Source organism: Thermostichus sp. OS-CIW-30 (genome assembly GCF_054060215.1).
The window spans coordinates 1-16,636 of the sequence record NZ_JBSSCZ010000007.1 but is presented as its reverse complement, the minus strand read 5'-3'; the positions used below and the strand labels follow the sequence as shown (position 1 = coordinate 16,636).

At 59.6% G+C, this 16,636-nt stretch carries 15 protein-coding genes; 9 read left to right on the top strand and 6 right to left on the bottom strand.

Annotation, left to right across the window (positions count from 1 at the left end):
• Positions 1-157: 157 nt before the first annotated feature.
• Positions 158-706: an NUDIX hydrolase gene (locus ACVWZF_RS04090; protein ID WP_414374942.1), complete on the bottom strand. Its 549-nt coding sequence runs from the start codon at positions 704-706 to the stop codon at positions 158-160.
• Between the two features lie 140 nt (positions 707-846).
• Here ACVWZF_RS04090 and trpE point away from each other — a divergent pair, with 140 nt between their 5' ends.
• The 4 genes from trpE (at position 847) to ACVWZF_RS04070 (ending at position 5,562) form a co-directional block, all read left to right on the top strand.
• Positions 847-2,367 carry an anthranilate synthase component I gene (gene trpE / locus ACVWZF_RS04085; protein ID WP_457410911.1) on the top strand — a complete coding sequence of 507 codons (1,521 nt, stop codon included), beginning with the start codon at positions 847-849 and terminating at the stop codon, positions 2,365-2,367.
• A 3-nt stretch (positions 2,368-2,370) separates the two neighbouring features.
• A complete protein-coding gene (locus ACVWZF_RS04080) occupies positions 2,371-3,201 on the top strand; it encodes a phytanoyl-CoA dioxygenase family protein (RefSeq protein WP_148202685.1) in 831 nt (276 codons plus the stop codon).
• 596 nt (positions 3,202-3,797) lie between these two features.
• Positions 3,798-4,904 carry a chlorophyll synthase ChlG gene (chlG, locus tag ACVWZF_RS04075; RefSeq protein WP_457402968.1) on the top strand — a complete coding sequence of 369 codons (1,107 nt, stop codon included), beginning with the start codon at positions 3,798-3,800 and terminating at the stop codon, positions 4,902-4,904.
• Positions 4,905-5,100: 196 nt separating this feature from the next.
• Positions 5,101-5,562 (top strand): hypothetical protein, encoded by a 462-nt coding sequence (locus ACVWZF_RS04070; RefSeq protein WP_457410909.1) that lies wholly within the window; start codon positions 5,101-5,103, stop codon positions 5,560-5,562.
• A 385-nt stretch (positions 5,563-5,947) separates the two neighbouring features.
• Here the strand turns inward: ACVWZF_RS04070 and ACVWZF_RS04065 are convergent, their stop codons facing one another.
• From ACVWZF_RS04065 to ACVWZF_RS04050, 4 genes are all read right to left on the bottom strand, one after another.
• The gene (locus tag ACVWZF_RS04065; RefSeq protein ID WP_457410907.1) at positions 5,948-7,336 is read right to left on the bottom strand and encodes an MFS transporter; all 1,389 of its coding nucleotides are present in this window, start codon (positions 7,334-7,336) and stop codon (positions 5,948-5,950) included.
• A 79-nt stretch (positions 7,337-7,415) separates the two neighbouring features.
• Positions 7,416-8,156 (bottom strand): Uma2 family endonuclease, encoded by a 741-nt coding sequence (locus ACVWZF_RS04060; RefSeq protein ID WP_011432178.1) that lies wholly within the window; start codon positions 8,154-8,156, stop codon positions 7,416-7,418.
• Between the two features lie 40 nt (positions 8,157-8,196).
• Entirely contained in the window at positions 8,197-9,591 is a 1,395-nt protein-coding gene (locus tag ACVWZF_RS04055) for an aspartate ammonia-lyase (RefSeq protein ID WP_457410905.1), read from the bottom strand.
• Positions 9,592-9,623: 32 nt separating this feature from the next.
• The gene (locus ACVWZF_RS04050; RefSeq protein ID WP_414332053.1) at positions 9,624-9,890 is read right to left on the bottom strand and encodes a hypothetical protein; all 267 of its coding nucleotides are present in this window, start codon (positions 9,888-9,890) and stop codon (positions 9,624-9,626) included.
• Positions 9,891-10,234: 344 nt separating this feature from the next.
• Here ACVWZF_RS04050 and infC point away from each other — a divergent pair, with 344 nt between their 5' ends.
• The 4 genes from infC (at position 10,235) to raf1 (ending at position 14,568) form a co-directional block, all read left to right on the top strand.
• Positions 10,235-10,741: a translation initiation factor IF-3 gene (gene infC, locus ACVWZF_RS04045; RefSeq protein ID WP_457410967.1), complete on the top strand. Its 507-nt coding sequence runs from the start codon at positions 10,235-10,237 to the stop codon at positions 10,739-10,741.
• Between the two features lie 15 nt (positions 10,742-10,756).
• Entirely contained in the window at positions 10,757-11,221 is a 465-nt protein-coding gene (bcp, locus tag ACVWZF_RS04040) for a thioredoxin-dependent thiol peroxidase (protein ID WP_011432174.1), read from the top strand.
• A gap of 126 nt (positions 11,222-11,347) precedes the next feature.
• Positions 11,348-13,294: a serine/threonine-protein kinase gene (locus ACVWZF_RS04035; RefSeq protein WP_457402970.1), complete on the top strand. Its 1,947-nt coding sequence runs from the start codon at positions 11,348-11,350 to the stop codon at positions 13,292-13,294.
• Between the two features lie 170 nt (positions 13,295-13,464).
• The gene (gene raf1 / locus ACVWZF_RS04030; RefSeq protein ID WP_457410903.1) at positions 13,465-14,568 is read left to right on the top strand and encodes a RuBisCO accumulation factor 1; all 1,104 of its coding nucleotides are present in this window, start codon (positions 13,465-13,467) and stop codon (positions 14,566-14,568) included.
• An 86-nt stretch (positions 14,569-14,654) separates the two neighbouring features.
• Here raf1 and proB read toward each other — a convergent pair whose 3' ends face one another.
• Complete coding sequence (proB, locus tag ACVWZF_RS04025; protein ID WP_041436197.1) at positions 14,655-15,770, bottom strand: glutamate 5-kinase; 1,116 nt, start codon at positions 15,768-15,770, stop codon at positions 14,655-14,657.
• A gap of 213 nt (positions 15,771-15,983) precedes the next feature.
• Between proB and ACVWZF_RS04020 the strand changes: the two genes are divergently transcribed.
• The coding region (locus ACVWZF_RS04020; protein ID WP_457410902.1) for an RNA-guided endonuclease InsQ/TnpB family protein at positions 15,984-16,636 on the top strand (653 nt) is incomplete at its 3' end.

Here is a 16,636-nt window from a genome sequence, read left to right as displayed (position 1 = left end):
TCGATCTCACCTTGATCTCGCCTGGCAATGGGCTACCAAGTTAGGGTGAAAAGCCTGGAGCTTCCTCTGTAGCCAACAAAGTCGGCTTGGAACGACGCCCCGCCAATTTGAAAGGGATCCCCCAGGAGCAAGGGGCAGCCCCCCCCGACGGAGGGCTCTATTTTTCGGCAGCCAAAAACAATTGGGCCCGCCAAAAGCAGGCAATGGACTTGCTGTCCAAATCCATTCCCAAACGGGCCATTTCTGTAAGCTCAGAAGCAGAAAACTCCACTACGGTAATATCTTCATCCTCATCCTTATCGGGAGGGGAATCCAGCACTTCCAGCTCCCGCGCCAGATAGGCGTACATGATCTCGCTGGAATAGCCGGGGCATAGATAGAATTGGCCGAGCGAATCCCAGCGATGGGCACGCAGGCCCGTTTCTTCTTCCAGCTCGCGGCGAATGGTGTCATCGGGATGCTCCCCTGGCTCGACTGTGCCTGCCGGAAATTCATAAAGGTAGGAGGCAACCGCAAAGCGATATTGACGAATGCAGACGAACTTGCCTGCTGCAGTGACGGGCACTGCCACCACCCCGCCAGGATGGATGAGGTACTCCCGCTCTCCCTCTTTGCCGTTGGGAAAACGCAAACGCTGGCTGACGAAGGTGTATTTGTGGCCTTGATAGCGGAGGCGCTCACGAATCACCTGAGATGGGTTTTGCATGGCAAGGGATCCCGAGAGTAGAGCCGCTCTCAGCTTAATGGTTTTCGGCGCTGTTGCAACCGGGCAATCCAGAGGGATTCACACGCCCTTGGGATCCCGTGTCTGGGGTAGAGTCAGGAAAAGCACAAAAGTTGCAGGCCATGATTTACCCTCCCTTGAAGGAGTTTCTTGCCCTCACCAAGCAGGGCAACTTTATCCCGGTGTACCAGGAATGGGTGGCGGATTTGGAAACGCCGGTTTCTGCCTGGTATCGGGTTTGTGCTGGCCAGCCCTACAACTTTCTCCTGGAGTCGGTGGAGGGGGGGGAGCAGGTAGCCCGCTACAGCTTCCTGGGCTGCGACCCCCTGTGGGTATTGGAAATACGGGGAGATCAAGCCCTACAGCGCTACCGCGATGGCCGACAGGAGCACCACCAAGGGGATCCCTTTGCCATCTTGGCCCGCTGCTTGCAGCCCTATGAGCCGGTGCATTTGCCGGAATTGCCCAGCAGCATCGGCGGCCTGTTTGGCTACTGGGGCTACGAGCTGATTCGCTGGATTGAGCCCAAGGTGCCCATCCACCCCCTGCAGCCGGGGGATCCCCCTGATGCCGTTTTGATGCAGGTGGACAGCATTTTGCTCTTTGACCAGGTAAAGCGCAAGATTTGGGTGGTGGCCTTCGCCGATACCCGTCACCACGCTGCCGAGGAAGCCTATGCCCAAGCCTGCCGGCGGGTGGAAAAGCTGATGCAGCAGCTCAGCGCTCCTCTTTCTCTGGCCCATCTGCACCTCAACTGGAAGCCCCACCTGTCGGAAAGGACTCCGTCCCGCTGGCGCGAACAAATCCCTCCCAGCACCCTGAGCCGCCCGGCCTACTGCCAAGCCGTGGAACAGGCTAAGGACTACATCCGCGCCGGAGATATCTTCCAGGTAGTGCTCTCGCAGCGGTTTACCATCTCCTTTGCGGGGGATCCCTTTTGCCTCTACCGCTCGTTGCGGCTGATTAACCCTTCCCCTTACATGGCGTTTTTGCAGTTTGGGGATCTCTGCCTCATCGGCTCCAGCCCAGAGGTGATGGTCAAACTCAGCCGGGTGGGAGAAGACCGCATCGCCACCGTGCGCCCCATTGCCGGCACCCGCCCCCGTGGCACCACCCCTCAGGAAGACCGGCAGTTAGAGCAAGAGCTGTTGGCAGATCCGAAAGAACGGGCCGAACATGTGATGTTGGTGGATCTGGCCCGCAATGACCTGGGACGGGTCTGCCAACTGGGATCTGTGCAGGTGGACGACCTGATGCAGATCGAGCGCTACAGCCATGTGATGCACATCGTCAGCAACGTGGTGGGGCGGCTGGATCCCCAGTACAGCGCCTGGGATCTGCTGCGGGCCACCTTCCCCGCCGGCACTGTTACCGGCGCCCCCAAAATCCGCGCCATGCAGATTATTCATGAGCTGGAAGGATGCCGCCGCGGGCCCTATGCCGGCGCCTATGGCTACTACGACTTTTCTGGCCAACTGAACACCGCCATCACCATCCGCACTCTGCTGGTTCATCAGGGCCAGGTGAGCTTGCAGGCCGGGGCAGGTATTGTAGCCGACTCGGATCCGGAGCGGGAATATCAAGAATGTCTGAACAAAGCGCGGGGCATGTTAATGGCTGTGGCCAGTTTGCAGGAGACCTAGCCGATGTTGGCCCAGTTGCGCTTCAGCCCTGCGGTTCGCGTCAGCGGGACGGAGTCCTTACAGGAGCTCCAGCAGCCGGATCCAGAGACCGTAGAGCAGGCTTTTGAACTGTTTTCCACAGAGGGCTATCTGGTGTTGCCGGAGATCTTTCCCCCCGAGCTCATCGACAAGTTGCACAGCAGCTTTCTGGCCACCTACAGCCGCTACTGCACCCACGAGCACCACGCTGATGCCCTGTTGGTGGGCAATAGACGGGTGATGGTAACGGTTCGCCTGGAGGGCCCCTTCAACGATCCCCTCATCTATGCCCATCCTCTGATCTTGCCCATCCTGAAGCGGATTTTGGGGCCAGAGTTGATCTTGAGCGGGCTGGGGGCGGTGGTCTCTCTGCCGGGATCCGCCGATCAACAAGTTCACCGGGATCTGTCTCATCTGTTTGGCGACGAGACCTTGGATGCGATCATTCCTTGCTATGCCCTGAATTTGCTTATTCCTCTGGTGGAGGTCAACGAAGAGAACGGCATGACCCGTCTCTGGCCCGGCAGCCATGCGGTCTTCGATGCCCACTATACCGAGCTGGCCCAGCAGATGCCCTTTATCGATCCACCCTTGGCCAAGGGATCCTGCCTCCTGTTCGACTACCGCCTGATTCATCTGGGTCGGGCCAATCGCTCGCCCGCTCCCCGTCCTCTTCTCTACAACACCTACAGCCGCGCTTGGTTTCGGGATCCCATCAATTACACTCAGCAACCTCCCCTGGTGATCCCGGCCCAAGAGAAAGAGCGGATCCCAGCGGAGCACCAAAACCTATTCGTGACGGCACAGATTGTGTAGATGGCCCGGAACTGCGAGCTGACCGAAAACTCGGCGGCTCAGGCCCCGGCATTTATGCCTAGGGATAAGCTACCGTCTCCTGATAGGATGTGAGTATCGCTCCACCCATTTATAGAAAGGTGCAGTGCTGAAGGTGAAGTAGAAGTATCTGGGGTGTTTCCACATCCCAGTAGCTGGTGCGTTCGCCTTGGCGGCGCGAAGCGCTTTGGCGTCCCCCACGGTGCTGCGGTATAAGCCACATGCTCGGTGTAGCTCAGTCAGTGGGAGTTGTTTTGCTGGCTGAGAACGGATCCTCTGGCTTTAGCCGTGGGGAGAACGTCAACCTCTCCTCTTGTTTGAGGAATCCGGTCAGCTAGACCGCCGAGAAGCGACGCCCTCTATGTATCAGCATGAGGGTCAGGATGAAAGGCGGAAACCCTTGCTATGGTGAACACAGAGCGGTGGGGCATCCCGTTCTTAAAGCTCAGGAAATGTCCTTAACAGGAGTCACTGAGAAGCTCGTACTCTATGCATCAGCATGAGTGCGGGAGTATGTCACGATGTCTCAGAATGGGGGTGGTTATCCCCGTTATTGCAGTTTGATTGCGCATCCCACCATGAGCGAAAAGATCCCTCAAGATCCCTCCTCGCCGGAAATGGCGGCTGAGATGGCCTTTGCTGCAGAGCCCAGTTTAGAGGAGGTAGGAGCTACTGCGGAAGAAACCACCCCAGACTCGGATCCCGGCAAGGGATCCCCTGGCACCGGCGGGTCGAATGCGCAGCGTGTCCGTCAACTGCTGGGCATGAAAGGAGCAGAGGTGGAGTCTCGCTCCATTTGGCAGTTGCACTTGCAACTGATGAAACCTGTCACCTGGATCCCTTTGGTGTGGGGTCTGATTCCGGGGGCGGCATCTTCCGGTCACTTCACCTGGACTTGGGAGAATGTGGCTCTCATTTTGGTGGGCATGATTCTGGCGGGCCCCCTGATGACGGGCTATACCCAAACGGTGAACGAATACTACGACCGCGAGATCGACGCCATCAACGAGCCCTACCGCCCGATCCCTTCGGGGGCCATCTCTCTGCAGCGGGTGGTTATCCAGATCTGGGTGCTGCTGATCTTGGGGTTGGGCTTGGCCTACGCTCTGGACTGGTACACGGGCCATGACTTCCCGGTGATCACCTGCATTGCCTTGGCGGGAGCCCTGATTGCCTACATTTACTCGGCGCCCCCCCTGAAGCTCAAGCGCAACGGCTGGCTGGGCAACTATGCCCTTGGTGCCAGCTACATCGCCCTGCCCTGGTGGACGGGTCACGCCTTGTTCGGCGAGCTGAACTGGACGGTCTGCATCCTGACGCTGATCTACAGCTTGGCCGGGCTGGGGATTGCCGTGGTCAACGATTTCAAAAGCATCGAAGGGGACAGGCAGTTTGGCTTGGCCTCTTTGCCGGTGATGTTTGGGGCAATGGGGGCCGCTTGGATCTCGGCGCTGATGATCGACCTGTTCCAGTTCGGCATGGCCTCATTTTTGCTGGGGGCGGGCCTAAAACTTTACGCGGCCCTTTTGGTGCTGCTGATCATCCCGCAAATAACCTTCCAAGATATGTACCTGCTGCGGGATCCTTTGAACAACGATGTGAAATACCAAGCCAGCGCGCAGCCCTTTTTGGTGTTGGGCATGTTGGTGGTCGGGCTGGCGTTGGGCCGCTCGGGGCTGTGGTAGTCGAGCCGACGGCAAAGTGCCCATCTTGGCAACAGAGGTGACGGCTTCCGCCCTGGGTTCGGCCCGACATCTGGGCCAAGATCAAGATCAAGTCAAGATCAAGATCAAGTTAAGTTGAGCCAGGGATCCATCCCCTGCAAGGATCGTTGGCGGATCCCTGGAAGCTGTTATGGCCCTGGGCCAAAGGAGATATCCAATGAAGCTGTTGTTTCCCCTCCAACTCGGCCTAAGCCTGGCTTTGCTCTTGGGGCCGCTGGCCGTCTCTCCCGCCCAAGCGCAGCGGATCGTCATCGACGGGCGGGGGATCGTGGTAGAACCCAGCACAGGTGGCTCGGTGATCCTCAATCCCGACCAGCCGGTCTTTTCTCCAATCTTGCCCTCTGCAGTTCCTTTTTCCATCGATGAAGAAGGCAAGATCGTCTCTGCCCCTGGCTACCGCTGCAGTGCGGCTACTGCTGCCGACAACTCCCCCATCATCTGTCGCTCCCAGTTCAACCGCAACGACGTGGTGGTGTATGAGCGGGACGGCCAATCCAACACCTTCCTTGTGAACATCGACAACACGGTGACCCGGCCCTCCGGCAGTGGGCTGCGGATTTTGCCCAACCCTGAACCGGTGACTCCCTCGGGTAGCGGCCTGCGCATCATCCTAGACTGAGGGCAGGGATCCCTTCACCTCTTGTCCAATTGCAACCGCAGCATTTGCTCTGCATCCTAGAGAGGTTTGGCGAAGAAATAGCCCTGGCCATACTCGCAGTTCAACAGCCTCATTGGTGCAGTCGCTGTAGGGTTTCGATCCCCTCGGCAGTGACATCCATTCCCAGGCTGCGGGCCAAGGTGATGATCAGGCAATGGTCTCGGCATTTTCTTCATTCGGCCCCCAGCGCGAGATGAAGGAGTGATCGATTTTCACGCCATTTTTTCAGGCCATTGATGAGGTAATCCTGCAGGCCCCTGAGAGAGGAGTAGCCTGGGCCGAAGATCAAAACCCCCGCAATTGCGCCAGTTGCTCTGCCGCTAGAAACCGTAGCCTATTTTGCGGTCTAAGGAGATCTTTCGGTGCTGGGGTGGTATTGTTGCCGTCTTTCTTCCAATTCCATCAGGATCTGCTGATGACGCTGCCGGGTGATTGGGTAGAACCACACCAGCAAGATCCCGCCGATCAAAGCCACTCCCGGTAAGGGGCCGATGGCAACGCGAATGGCCAACAAAGCCGATTCCGGCTGGATGGGCAGGGCCTCTCCGGCCACCGAAGGCACGAAGCCGGCCCAATCCAGAGCTTGCCCCACGAAAAACAGTCCCAGCGCCAGGCCCACCTTTTGTAAGAAGACCATAAAAGCGTAGAAGATCCCCTCCCGCCGCTCCCCGGTTTGCAGCTCATCCAGGTCGATCACATCCGGCAACATCGACCAAGGGCCGAGATAGGCCGTAGCAGAAACCCCAATGCCGGCCAACAGAGCCAGCCCAATCATGATCCCCTGCTGGCCGGGCTGGAGAAAAAACAGGCCTGCCTGCGAGATCAGCCAAAACCCCGCCCCAATGAGGTACATGGTGCGCTTGTCCAGATGGGTGCTCAGTTGGGTCCAGCCAAACAGCGTCAGCACTGCGATCCCCTGTACCGCCAGTACCACCAAGGAAATCCACACCTCCGGCAGGCCTATCCAGAAGACGATGAAATAAGGGATGATTGTGGCTGTGAACTGAAACGCTAGCCAAGAACACAGGTAGATGCCGCTGACAAACAGGTAGGGGCGGTTGCTGAAGGCCACCCGCAGTTGTTGAACCAGGGGCATGGGATCCCGTTGGGATGGATACCGTTCTCGCACCCCCCAAAAACAGATCAGCAAGGGCACAGCCGAGATCACTCCAAAACAGGCTCCCGCCAGCAGGTGGCCGGCAGCCCGATCCGGCAGCAGGTTGACCAGCAGGGGAAAGGTGACCACCGCAACCATGCTGCCCCCTACAGAGAAGGCAAAGCGGAATTGGTTGAGCTGGGTGCGCTCGTCGTAATCCTGGGTCAGCTCCGCTGTCAGGGAGGCGTAGGGAATATTGGCCGCAGAGTAGAAGGTATTGAACAAGAGCGACACCGCCAGGTAGTAGGCAAACAGGGGGCCAATCCGACCGGGAAAAGGGATCCACCACTGGGCCAGGAACGTGAGGCCAAAGGGGAGGGCTGCAAACAGCAGCCAGGGGCGGCGACGGCCCCAACGGGTGCGGGTGCGGTCGCTGAGAATGCCGATGATGGGATCGTTGATGGCATCCCAAAAGCGAGTGATGGCGTAGATGCTGCCGGCTAGGCCTGCTGCCATGCCAACGGTATTGGTGAGAAAGGGCAGCAGGAAAAAGATGAGGATGTTGGCCGTCATGCCTGTGCCCAGATCCCCCACCCCATAGGCCAGCTTCGTCCACAAACTGAGTCGCTGTCTGGTCATCATGTCCCCCTGGAATGCCAGGATTCCAGTGTAGGGGGTAGGTGGAGATTTCTTTTTTGGGGATCCCTGGAAAAGCTGATCAAAATTCAGGGTCTTCTCCCAGTTCCCGTAGCCGCTGGGCCAGTCGTTCGGCTCGGGAGCGTTCCAATTCTGCCCGCTGCCGTTCCAATTCTGCCCGTTGCCGTTCCAATTCAGCCCGCTGCCGTTCTAGTTCAGCTCCCGTAGGCAACAATTGCCCTGCCCTATCATACCAGCGCACCCAAAAGCGTTCTCGCCCCTCGTAGGATCCCCACCACCGACCGATACTCAAGTCCAAATCGGGCAACAGAATTGGGGGATGTTCTCCAGCGCCTGAGCCGGGGAGCAGCTCATAGTGTCCGCCCTGGAGTTGATAAACATTCAGCTCATCGGTCTCTAGCTCGAAGGTGACGTAGTAGGGGATCCGCAGCCGCCTTTCGTAGAGCTGGAATTTGGCTTGTCCGGGTTTTTCTTCCCCCTGGTCGTTGCAGATGATCTCCAAGATGAGAATAGGCAAGATATTCCCTTCATCCCAAACCACATAGCTTTTGCGAGCGGTGCCATCCCGCCAACGGGGAACCCCCAGCACCAGAAACAAATCTGGAACAATGACCTGCCGGGGTAGGGCGTAGTAAAGGCCCATATTGCAAGCCACAAAAAAGTCTTGCCGATCTGACCAGTGCAGCAGCAGCGGTTCCCGGAGGAGGGGGTATTGGCGGCCTTGATCCTCGTTGTCCAAGGGGGTGTCGTCTGTATCGGGCAAGTCGTGCTGGGTGGGCCAGCGATAGGGGGCGATGGTCATGGCCAGGCAGGAGCAGTATGCCTCCACTGTAGCGAATGGGTTAGGACTGCATTTGGCTCATCGCCTCCAGATCCAGCACCTTGGCCACCTGTTCCGGGGTCATCAAGTTGCGCTCTAAGACAATCTGCCGAATGGACTGGCCGGTTTCCAAAGAAGCCTTGGCCACTTCTGCAGCTTGCAAATAGCCGATGTAGGGGTTGAGGGCGGTCACCAAAGCCAGCGTCCCTTCTGCGTAGCTACGGCATCGCTCCGGTTTGGGGGTGATGCCTTGAATACAGCGCTCGGCAAAGACCCGCAGGCTGCTGTTCAGAATCTGCAGGCTGTGCAGGAGGTCATAGGCAATCAGGGGCATCATCACGTTGAGCTCAAATTGCCCCGCTTGGGCTGCGAGGGTGATGGCGGTATCCAGCCCGATCACCTGGAAACAGACCATGTTCAACATCTCGGCTATCACCGGGTTGTACTTGCCAGGCATGATGGAAGAGCCGGGCTGCACCGGCGGCAGTTGGATCTCCTTCAGGCCGGTCTTGGGGCCGGAATCCATCAGCCGCAGGTCGTTGGCCAGCTTGATGCCATCTTGGGCCAGGTTGCGCAGGGATCCCGACAGATGCACAAAGGGGGCCATGCTCTGCATCGCCGCCATGGGGTGGGGAGCAGGGGTGAGGGGCAACTGGGTATACTCTGCCAGCCGTTGCACCACCTTTTGCCGGTACTGGGGATGAGTGTTGAGGCCGGTGCCGACGGCGCTTCCCCCCAGCCCCAAGCTGCACAGGGCCTGGCTGGCCTCCTCAATCCAGCGACGGTGTTGGGCAAAGATGGCCGCGTAGGCGCCGAAGCTATCCCCCAGCCGCACTGGCACCGCATCCTGCAAATGGGTGCGACCGGCCTTGAGGATGCCGCGAAACTCTTGGGCCTTCTGCTCCAGCGCCGCTACCAAATTGTCCAGCGTGCCCAGAAAATCCCGTCGCACCCGCAGCAGGGCAGCCAGACGAATGGCGGTGGGGATGACATCGTTGGTGGACTGGCCGTAGTTGACGTGATCGTTGGGGCTGACCCGCTGGTAGCGGCCCTTGGGCTCCCCCAGGATCTCCAAGGCGCGGTTGGCCAACACTTCGTTGACATTCATGTGGTGAGAGGTGCCCGCCCCCGCCTGGTACACATCCACCACAAACTGATCCCGCAGGGATCCCTGGAGGATCTCATCCGCCGCTTGGACAATCGCCTTGGCCACCTCTGCCGGAATGCACCCCAGCTCGCCGTTGACCTCCGCCGCCGCCTTTTTAATCAGCACGCAGGCCTCCACATACTCTGGCAGGGGCTTGAGGCCGCTGATGGGGAAGTTCTCCAGGGCACGGGCGGTCTGGATGCCGTAGTAAACCGACTGGGGTAGTTGCCGCTCCCCCATTGAGTCTCGCTCGCTGCGTACCTCAGCCAAGGCTTTTCCTCCCCCGTTCGCGGATCCTTGGGCTAGCTTCCGGCAGCCTTCTCTGAGGGTGTCTCGACGGCTGCAGATAAGTTTTGTAAAGTAGCCTGCAACTGCTGGCTGAGGCGCTCGTTGTTCTCTGCCAAGACCAACACCATGGCCGCACAGGCCAGATGCACCCCCGCTCGAAATTCTGCCGAAGACTTGTACTGGATCAGCGCTTCGCTATCCCCTTCCCGCGGGCTGAGGATGAGCTGAACCGACTTTTGGGCCAACTCTGTCAGTTCCCGTTCCGTTAAACCGAGCTGCACCGCTTCTGCCCTCCCTGCTGGCCGACAAACAACCCTCGATCCTGTTCAAGATCGCCACTTTGGTATCCTACCGCGGCCTGGCAGGATCCCCAAGTGAGCGGGCCTTGACAACGCTTGACGGCTCTAGAAAGAGACGGAAAATGCCGGTTAGTATAGGTGCAGCCTGCCTTGGCCTGCGGGCCAGTGGCCGACTTTGATTGGAGAGTCCAAACTCAGGGTTCGGCACTGCTCCGAAGGGGGCTAGTCCTACTTAGCATTTGTCTTGTGTTGTTATTTCGTTGAGAGAGGAAAACTTGACCGTAGAGCGTCCACCTGACCGCTTCCCCCGCAAGCAGCGCGCGGAGCTGCCGGCTATCAACGAGCGCATCCGCTTCCCCAAAATCCGCCTTATCGATACCGACGGCACTCAGTTGGGGATCATGAGCCCGCGCGAAGCCCTGCGCCTGGCAGAAGAAAAAGATCTGGATTTGGTCTTGGTGAGCGAAAAGGCCGATCCGCCCGTCTGCCGCATCATGGACTACGGCAAGTTCAAGTTTGAGAAGGAGAAAAAAGAACGGGAGGCCCGCAAGAAGCAACACACCGCCGAGATCAAGGAAGTGAAGTTTCGCTACAACATCGGCGAGCACGATTACCATGTCCGCCTGCGCAGCGCCCAGCAGTTCTTGGGGGATGGAGACAAGGTGAAAGCCACTGTGATGTTCCGCGGTCGCGAGGCCCAGCACGCCGAGCTGGGGGAAGAATTGCTGCAGCGCTTGTTCAAAGACCTGGAGGGCGTGGCGGAAATGCAGCAGCCTCCCCAAAAGGAAGGGCGAAACATCACGATGATTCTCTCTCCCAAAAAATCGGTCTGAGGAGGGATCCCACCCATGCCCCTTGCCGTTGGGGATCCGGCTCCGGAGTTCACCCTGCCCGATGCCGAGGGCAATCCCATCAGCTTGAGCCAGTTGCGGGGACAGCGGGTGGTGCTCTATTTTTACCCGCGGGACAACACCCCCGGCTGCACCCAAGAAGCCTGCGGCTTTCGGGATGCCTACGCTGACTATCAAGCCCACGGCATCGCCATCTTGGGGGTGAGCGCCGACGATGCCCGTTCCCACCAAAAATTTGCCCAGAAGCTGCAACTGCCCTTCCCCCTGTTGGTGGATGAGGGGGCCAAGGTGGCCAGGGCTTACGGGGTCTATGGGCCGAAAAAGTTCATGGGCAAAGAGTACAACGGCATTCACCGCACCACTTTTGTTATTGATCCGGAGGGGAAGATCGAGGCCGTTATCACCAAGGTCAAGGTGGAAACCCACGCAGCGGAGCTGCTCAAGCAGTTGACCGGCTCTTAGGCTTTCCGGTGGGAGTTCGGCAGACCTGCTGCTGGGCTCGTTGTTCTGGAACCTGAGCCAAGACGGGAACGAAAAGAGCAAAAAAAGATGTAAAGTGCCGGTATTGATTCCTCGTGGGCTAGGGCCGTGTCCCGACGCAGCCGTACCCTCAAGTCGATTCACGACAGCTACCAAATGTTGGGTTTGGCCGGCCAAGGGCAGTACGGGCGTGTATTCTGTGCCCGTCCCCGTCAAGGAGGAGACCTGGTGGCCCTGAAGGAGCTGCCGGCGGAGCGCTTTCCCACCCAAAATCTGCTGCGGGAGCTGCGCCATCTGCTCACCCTCAACCACCCCAACATTACCCGCTGCTACGCCCTCGAACATGCCCGCGAAGGTCGCTACCTGGTGTTGGAGTACTGCGAGGGAGGCACGCTGCGGGAGCTGATCGACCAGGTGGAGCAAGGGCTGTGGCTGCCGGTCAAGCAGGTTTTGGGCTTTGTGGATCAGATTTTGGCCGGGTTAGATCATGCCCACCGGCAGGGGGTGATCCACTGCGATGTCAAGCCTGAGAACATCCTGCTCAAGCCCACGCCCCAGGGCTGGCAACTGAAGTTGACGGATTTTGGCATCGCCCGTCGCCTGCAGCCTGCTGCCGGCGAGATCACCGCCACCGGATCCCCTGCCTACATGGCCCCGGAGCGGTTTTATGGCCAGTTCAGTCCCGCTTCCGATCTCTACGCGGTGGGGATCATCCTGGTGGAGCTGCTGACGGGCCGACGGCCTTTTTCCGGATCTCCCGGCCAGTTGATGCACGCCCACCTCAACCAGCCGTTTGTCTGTCCCGAAGGGATCCCTGCCCCGCTGCGGGAGGTGCTGGAGATAGCCCTACGCAAGTTGCCCTTGCGGCGGTTCCGCACTGCTGCCCAAATGCGGTCGGCTTTGGCGGTGGTTGCCCAAGAGTGGCAAGAGCCGGCCAGTTGTTGGGTTGGCCCTCGCCTGCCCAGATGGCCGCCCCCTGGGGTACAGGTTTGGGATCTGCCGGATCTGGGCTCTGTTGACACTGGCGGGATGGAGTTCCTGGCCGAGCAAAAGTTCTGCATCTGCGAGGATCCCAGCGGCTCCAGATCCCCGCTGCTGTTGCGGGTGACCCCCCAGAGGCTGGAATGGCTGGAGCTCCAGAACCTTGCCCTGGGATCCCCTGCTTTGGCCCGTTTTTCCCTGGACGAGCCAATTCGGGCGGTGCTGCCCTTGAACACCTTCCCGGAAGCCCTGGCCTTCTCCCGAAGCAGCCTTTTGCACCTCAGCCCCAGCCGCATCCGCACCTTGCTCAGCTTTGAGGAGGATTGGCAGGCCACCTGGCTGGCAGAGCGACAGGAGCTGGTCTGGGCCACCGCCCAAGAGTTGGGGGCCGTACAATGGCAGCCGGCCACGTCGACAGGAACACAGCCTTTCCCCGATTCCCGCTGCTATTTTCGTTGGCCTTGGCAGGGATCCCTGTCCCGCTTGCTGGCCCTCTCGGAGCATCTGGTTTTGTTGACAGGTGTGGGGCAGCAGTGGGTGGAGATGAGCCTCTTGCCCTATCCCAAGGGACACCATCCCACTGTCGCGACCGGTTGGTCTCTGCAGACGGGATCCCAGCCCATTCGCTATCGCCTGCCCTTGGATCCCCAAGGGGGGGTGATCAGCTTGGGAGAACGGTTGCTCTTTGCGGCAACAGATGAGGGAAGGGAAGGCCAGCAAGGTTGCTGCCCCTATCTCCACTCGGTGCAGGTGAATCCGCTGCGGGTGCGCCGCTGGTTCTTGAAAGGGCAACCTGTCCAGATGGCCAAGGCCCCTTGGGGCGTGCTGCTGCTGTGTCGAGAGGGCGAGCAATCCACTTCCCTCTGGCTGTACAGTGAAAAAGGGGATCCCTTGGCCCAAGTAGCTGTGCCTAACGGCTCACAGGTGTTGCAGGTGGGCCAAAGGGGCAAGATTTGGCTGCAGGTGCCCAAAGCAGAGAAATCTCACCTGTCTCAGCTTTGGCAATTGGATCTGAACTGCTTGCCGGTGAGTGGACAGCCTTCCCAGGTGATGCTGTGCGACCCAGCGATCTAGAGTTTCGCCAAGGACTCCGTCCCGCTGTCGCGACCGGACTCGGCCAGAACCGCTATCAGCCCTAAGATCAAGTTTGAAGATCAAGTTTGGCCAGATGCCCGGCCAGCTCTGCTGGGCTGCTGCATAGGGCAGCGGGGATTTGTCGAGCCTGTTGGAAAGGAAGCCTTGCCATGAGTCAGTATCTGCCGGAACCTTCTGCCGTGGAAGAGGATCCCAGCCTGTTGGTAGGCCGACTGCGACGCAAAGAGGGCCGTTGGTTGGATTGGGCCAAAGCATGCCAAACCTTGCAACAACAGAAAATGACCCCGCAGGCCATCTTCGAGGCGACGGGGTTTGAGCCCATTCACCAAAACCAGATCATCGTTGCGGCCCAAGTTTACGAAGGGATGGCCAAAGCAGGAGCCAGCCCAGAAGTTCTGGGGCATTTTGCCCATAAAGGCAGCGATATCCTCTACGAGTTGCGCATTCTCTCCTCACAGGATCGGGTTCGGGTGGCGGAATTTATCTTCAGTCGCCATTTGCATGCCGCTGATGCTCACGAGATCGCCCGCGCCGTGAAAAATTATGCCCAGCTCCAACAGCTTCCGGAAGGGTTTACGGATCACCCCGGCGATGCGGTGGCCTATCAAGCCTGGCGGACGGCCCAGCAAACCCGCGATCTGCAGGAGCGAACTCGGGCTATCGGTCGAGCGTTTCAGTATGTCCACAGTGATACAGCCCGCCGACAGGTGGAGCAGCTCTTGTCCACGATTGCCACCAGCTCCCGCCCCCAACGCAGCGTTTTGCCCAAGCTGTCCGTGTTTCGCTTGGAAGAAGATCTGCCGCGCCTGCTGCCGGTGGCCGGCTCCCTGCCTCTTGCAACTGCCGCCTGGGAAGGGATCCCCCCCAGCGAGCCGCAAGGGCCCTTTGGCTGGGTCAACAGCCCGGCGGAGCAGACTTGGATGGCCTTGCCTGCTTGGCCGGTGATTCAAAAGGCCGGGGATCCGGTGATCCTTCAGGTGGAAAACCGGCTTTTGGGATCCCTGTTGGGTTTGCCGGTGCCTGCCGGTGAAGAACAGGATCCGGTTTTGCTGGTGGTCGATCGCGCCGCTCGGGTTTGGGAGGGAGCTCAGATGGCGGGATTTTTCCTGGTGGATCGGGCCGGATCCCTGGCGGTGGAGTGGATAGAAGACTCGCCCTCCTCTCCCCTGTTGGGCCAGGTGCTGATGGCCGTGCGCCCCCCGCGGGTTTTCGATGAGGTGCTGGCTCAGGATCCCTGGCAGTTGGAAGAATAGGCGTTGGGATCCCGCCGTTGTAGCTATTCGTGCTAGTGGTGCAGAGCACCGCGCCTGGACTCGCCCCCATGGCCTCACCCATGGCCTCAATTGAGCAAGGCCAAGTTATCCCGGTGGACGGCAGTATCAACCCCTTCGTAGCCCAGGATGCGGGGAATCTCGGCGGTTTTTTTGCCCTTAATCTGCCGCAGCTCCTCGGCGCTGTAGTTCACCAGGCCCCGCGCCACCTCCTGGCCGCTGGGATCGCACAGGCGCACGGCAGCCCCCGCCTCAAACTCCCCAGAAATGGCTGTGATCCCTGCCGGCAACAGCGAGCGCCCTTGCTCGCACACCGCTCGTACCGCCCCCTCATCCAAAGTCAAAGATCCCTCGGGGATGAGGCCGTAGGCAATCCATCGCTTGCGAGCGCTGGCGGGCTGAGGAGCCGGATCAAAGCGGGTGCCGATGGCCTCGCCGGCCAGAATTGCCGGGATCTGCTCAGGCCGTTTGCCATTGGTGATCACCACCGTTACCCCTGCAGCTGTAGCAATTTGAGCAGCGGTCAGTTTGGTGGCCATGCCGCCGGTGCCCCAGCCGCTTTTCCCCTGGGCTTCGGCCTTCACCTGTAGCGGGATCCCGGGCAACACCCGCTCAATGGGCTGGGCAGAGGGATCTCGGTTGGGGTCAGCCGAATAGAGCTTGTCCACATCGGTGAGCAGGATAAGCCACTTGGCCTGCACCATGCTGGCCACTAACGCCGAAAGCGAGTCGTTATCGCCGAATTTCAGCTCCTCCACTGCCACCGTGTCGTTTTCATTGACGATGGGAATAACCCCCATCTGCAGCAGTTGGGCAAAAGTGCGATTGGCGTTCACGTAGCGGCTGCGCTCCACCAGATCGCCGCGGGTGAGCAGCACTTGGGCAATTGGCTGGTTCAGAGCCGAGAAGAGGTCATCGTAAAGGCGGATCAACCGCCCCTGTCCCACCGCAGCCACCGCCTGCTTCTCGGCAATAGCCGTCGGTCGTTGCCGCCAGCCAAGGCGAGCACAGCCCACCCCCACCGCCCCAGAGGAGACCAAGATCACCGCATACCCCTGCCTGCGCAGGTGGGTCAGCACCTCCACCAGCGGCCCCAACACCGAAAGACGCAACAAGCCGGTCTGAGTATCTGTCAGGCTGGAGGTGCCGATCTTCACCACCACCGTCACGTCTGTTGTTGCCATCGCCGCTCTCAACCCATCCTCCCACCCCTCTATTCACCATAGCGCCACCATAGCGGAGTCAAGACGCAGCTGTATTGACCAAAAGGCGCGGCAAGCCCCGTCCTTCAGGGCAGGGAAGGATAGCGCCGACCGTAGCCGACGCCCTTTAAAAACGCAGTGCCGGCCATGTGAATATCGTTGTCATCACGCATAGGCCAAGAATACGATTGAGCGGTGCAACGACTTCAAGCCTTCAAGTACGAATTGCTGCCCAACAGCCAGCAGGAACGGCAGATGCGCCGCTTTGCTGGCTCCTGCCGGTTCGTCTACAACAAAGCACTGGCGTTGCAGAAGGAGCGTCACGAGCAAGGCCAGAAAAAGCTAGGCTATGCGGGCTTGTGCCAGCTGCTCACCGCGTGGCGCCACAGCGCAGATACGGCGTGGCTGGCGGATGCGCCGGTGCATCCGCTGCAACAGGCGCTCCAGGATTTGGAGCGAGCCTACAGCCACTTCTTCGCCCAGCGCGCCGGCTTCCCGAAGTTCAAGAAAAAAGGCCGGTCCGACAGTTTCCGTTATCCCGCGCCCAAGCAAATCCAGCTGGACCAGGCCAACAGCCGCATCTTTCTGCCCAAACTTGGCTGGCTGCGTTATCGCAATAGCCGAGAAGTGCTAGGCACAGTGAAGAACGTCACCGTATCCAAGCACGCTGGCAAGTGGTTCGTGTCGATTCAGACCGAGCGGGAGGTGGAGCAACCCAAGCCGAAGGGCGGCGTAGTCGGCATCGACGTCGGTATTGCCCGCTTGGCTACCCTCTCGGACGGCACGTTCTACGCGCCCCTCAACAGCTTCAAGCGGCACGAGGCGCGCTTGCGCAAGGCACAGCAAGC

Coding starts and splice junctions, on each gene's coding strand:
- raf1 (WP_457410903.1), top strand. CDS start 13,465: ATGAGTCAGTATCTGCCGGAACCTTCTGCCGTGGAAGAGGATCCCAGC.
- bcp (WP_011432174.1), top strand. CDS start 10,757: ATGCCCCTTGCCGTTGGGGATCCGGCTCCGGAGTTCACCCTGCCCGAT.
- ACVWZF_RS04090 (WP_414374942.1), bottom strand. CDS start 706: ATGCAAAACCCATCTCAGGTGATTCGTGAGCGCCTCCGCTATCAAGGC.
- ACVWZF_RS04060 (WP_011432178.1), bottom strand. CDS start 8,156: ATGACCATCGCCCCCTATCGCTGGCCCACCCAGCACGACTTGCCCGAT.
- ACVWZF_RS04065 (WP_457410907.1), bottom strand. CDS start 7,336: ATGACCAGACAGCGACTCAGTTTGTGGACGAAGCTGGCCTATGGGGTG.
- trpE (WP_457410911.1), top strand. CDS start 847: ATGATTTACCCTCCCTTGAAGGAGTTTCTTGCCCTCACCAAGCAGGGC.
- ACVWZF_RS04080 (WP_148202685.1), top strand. CDS start 2,371: ATGTTGGCCCAGTTGCGCTTCAGCCCTGCGGTTCGCGTCAGCGGGACG.
- proB (WP_041436197.1), bottom strand. CDS start 15,770: ATGGCAACAACAGACGTGACGGTGGTGGTGAAGATCGGCACCTCCAGC.
- chlG (WP_457402968.1), top strand. CDS start 3,798: ATGAGCGAAAAGATCCCTCAAGATCCCTCCTCGCCGGAAATGGCGGCT.
- ACVWZF_RS04070 (WP_457410909.1), top strand. CDS start 5,101: ATGAAGCTGTTGTTTCCCCTCCAACTCGGCCTAAGCCTGGCTTTGCTC.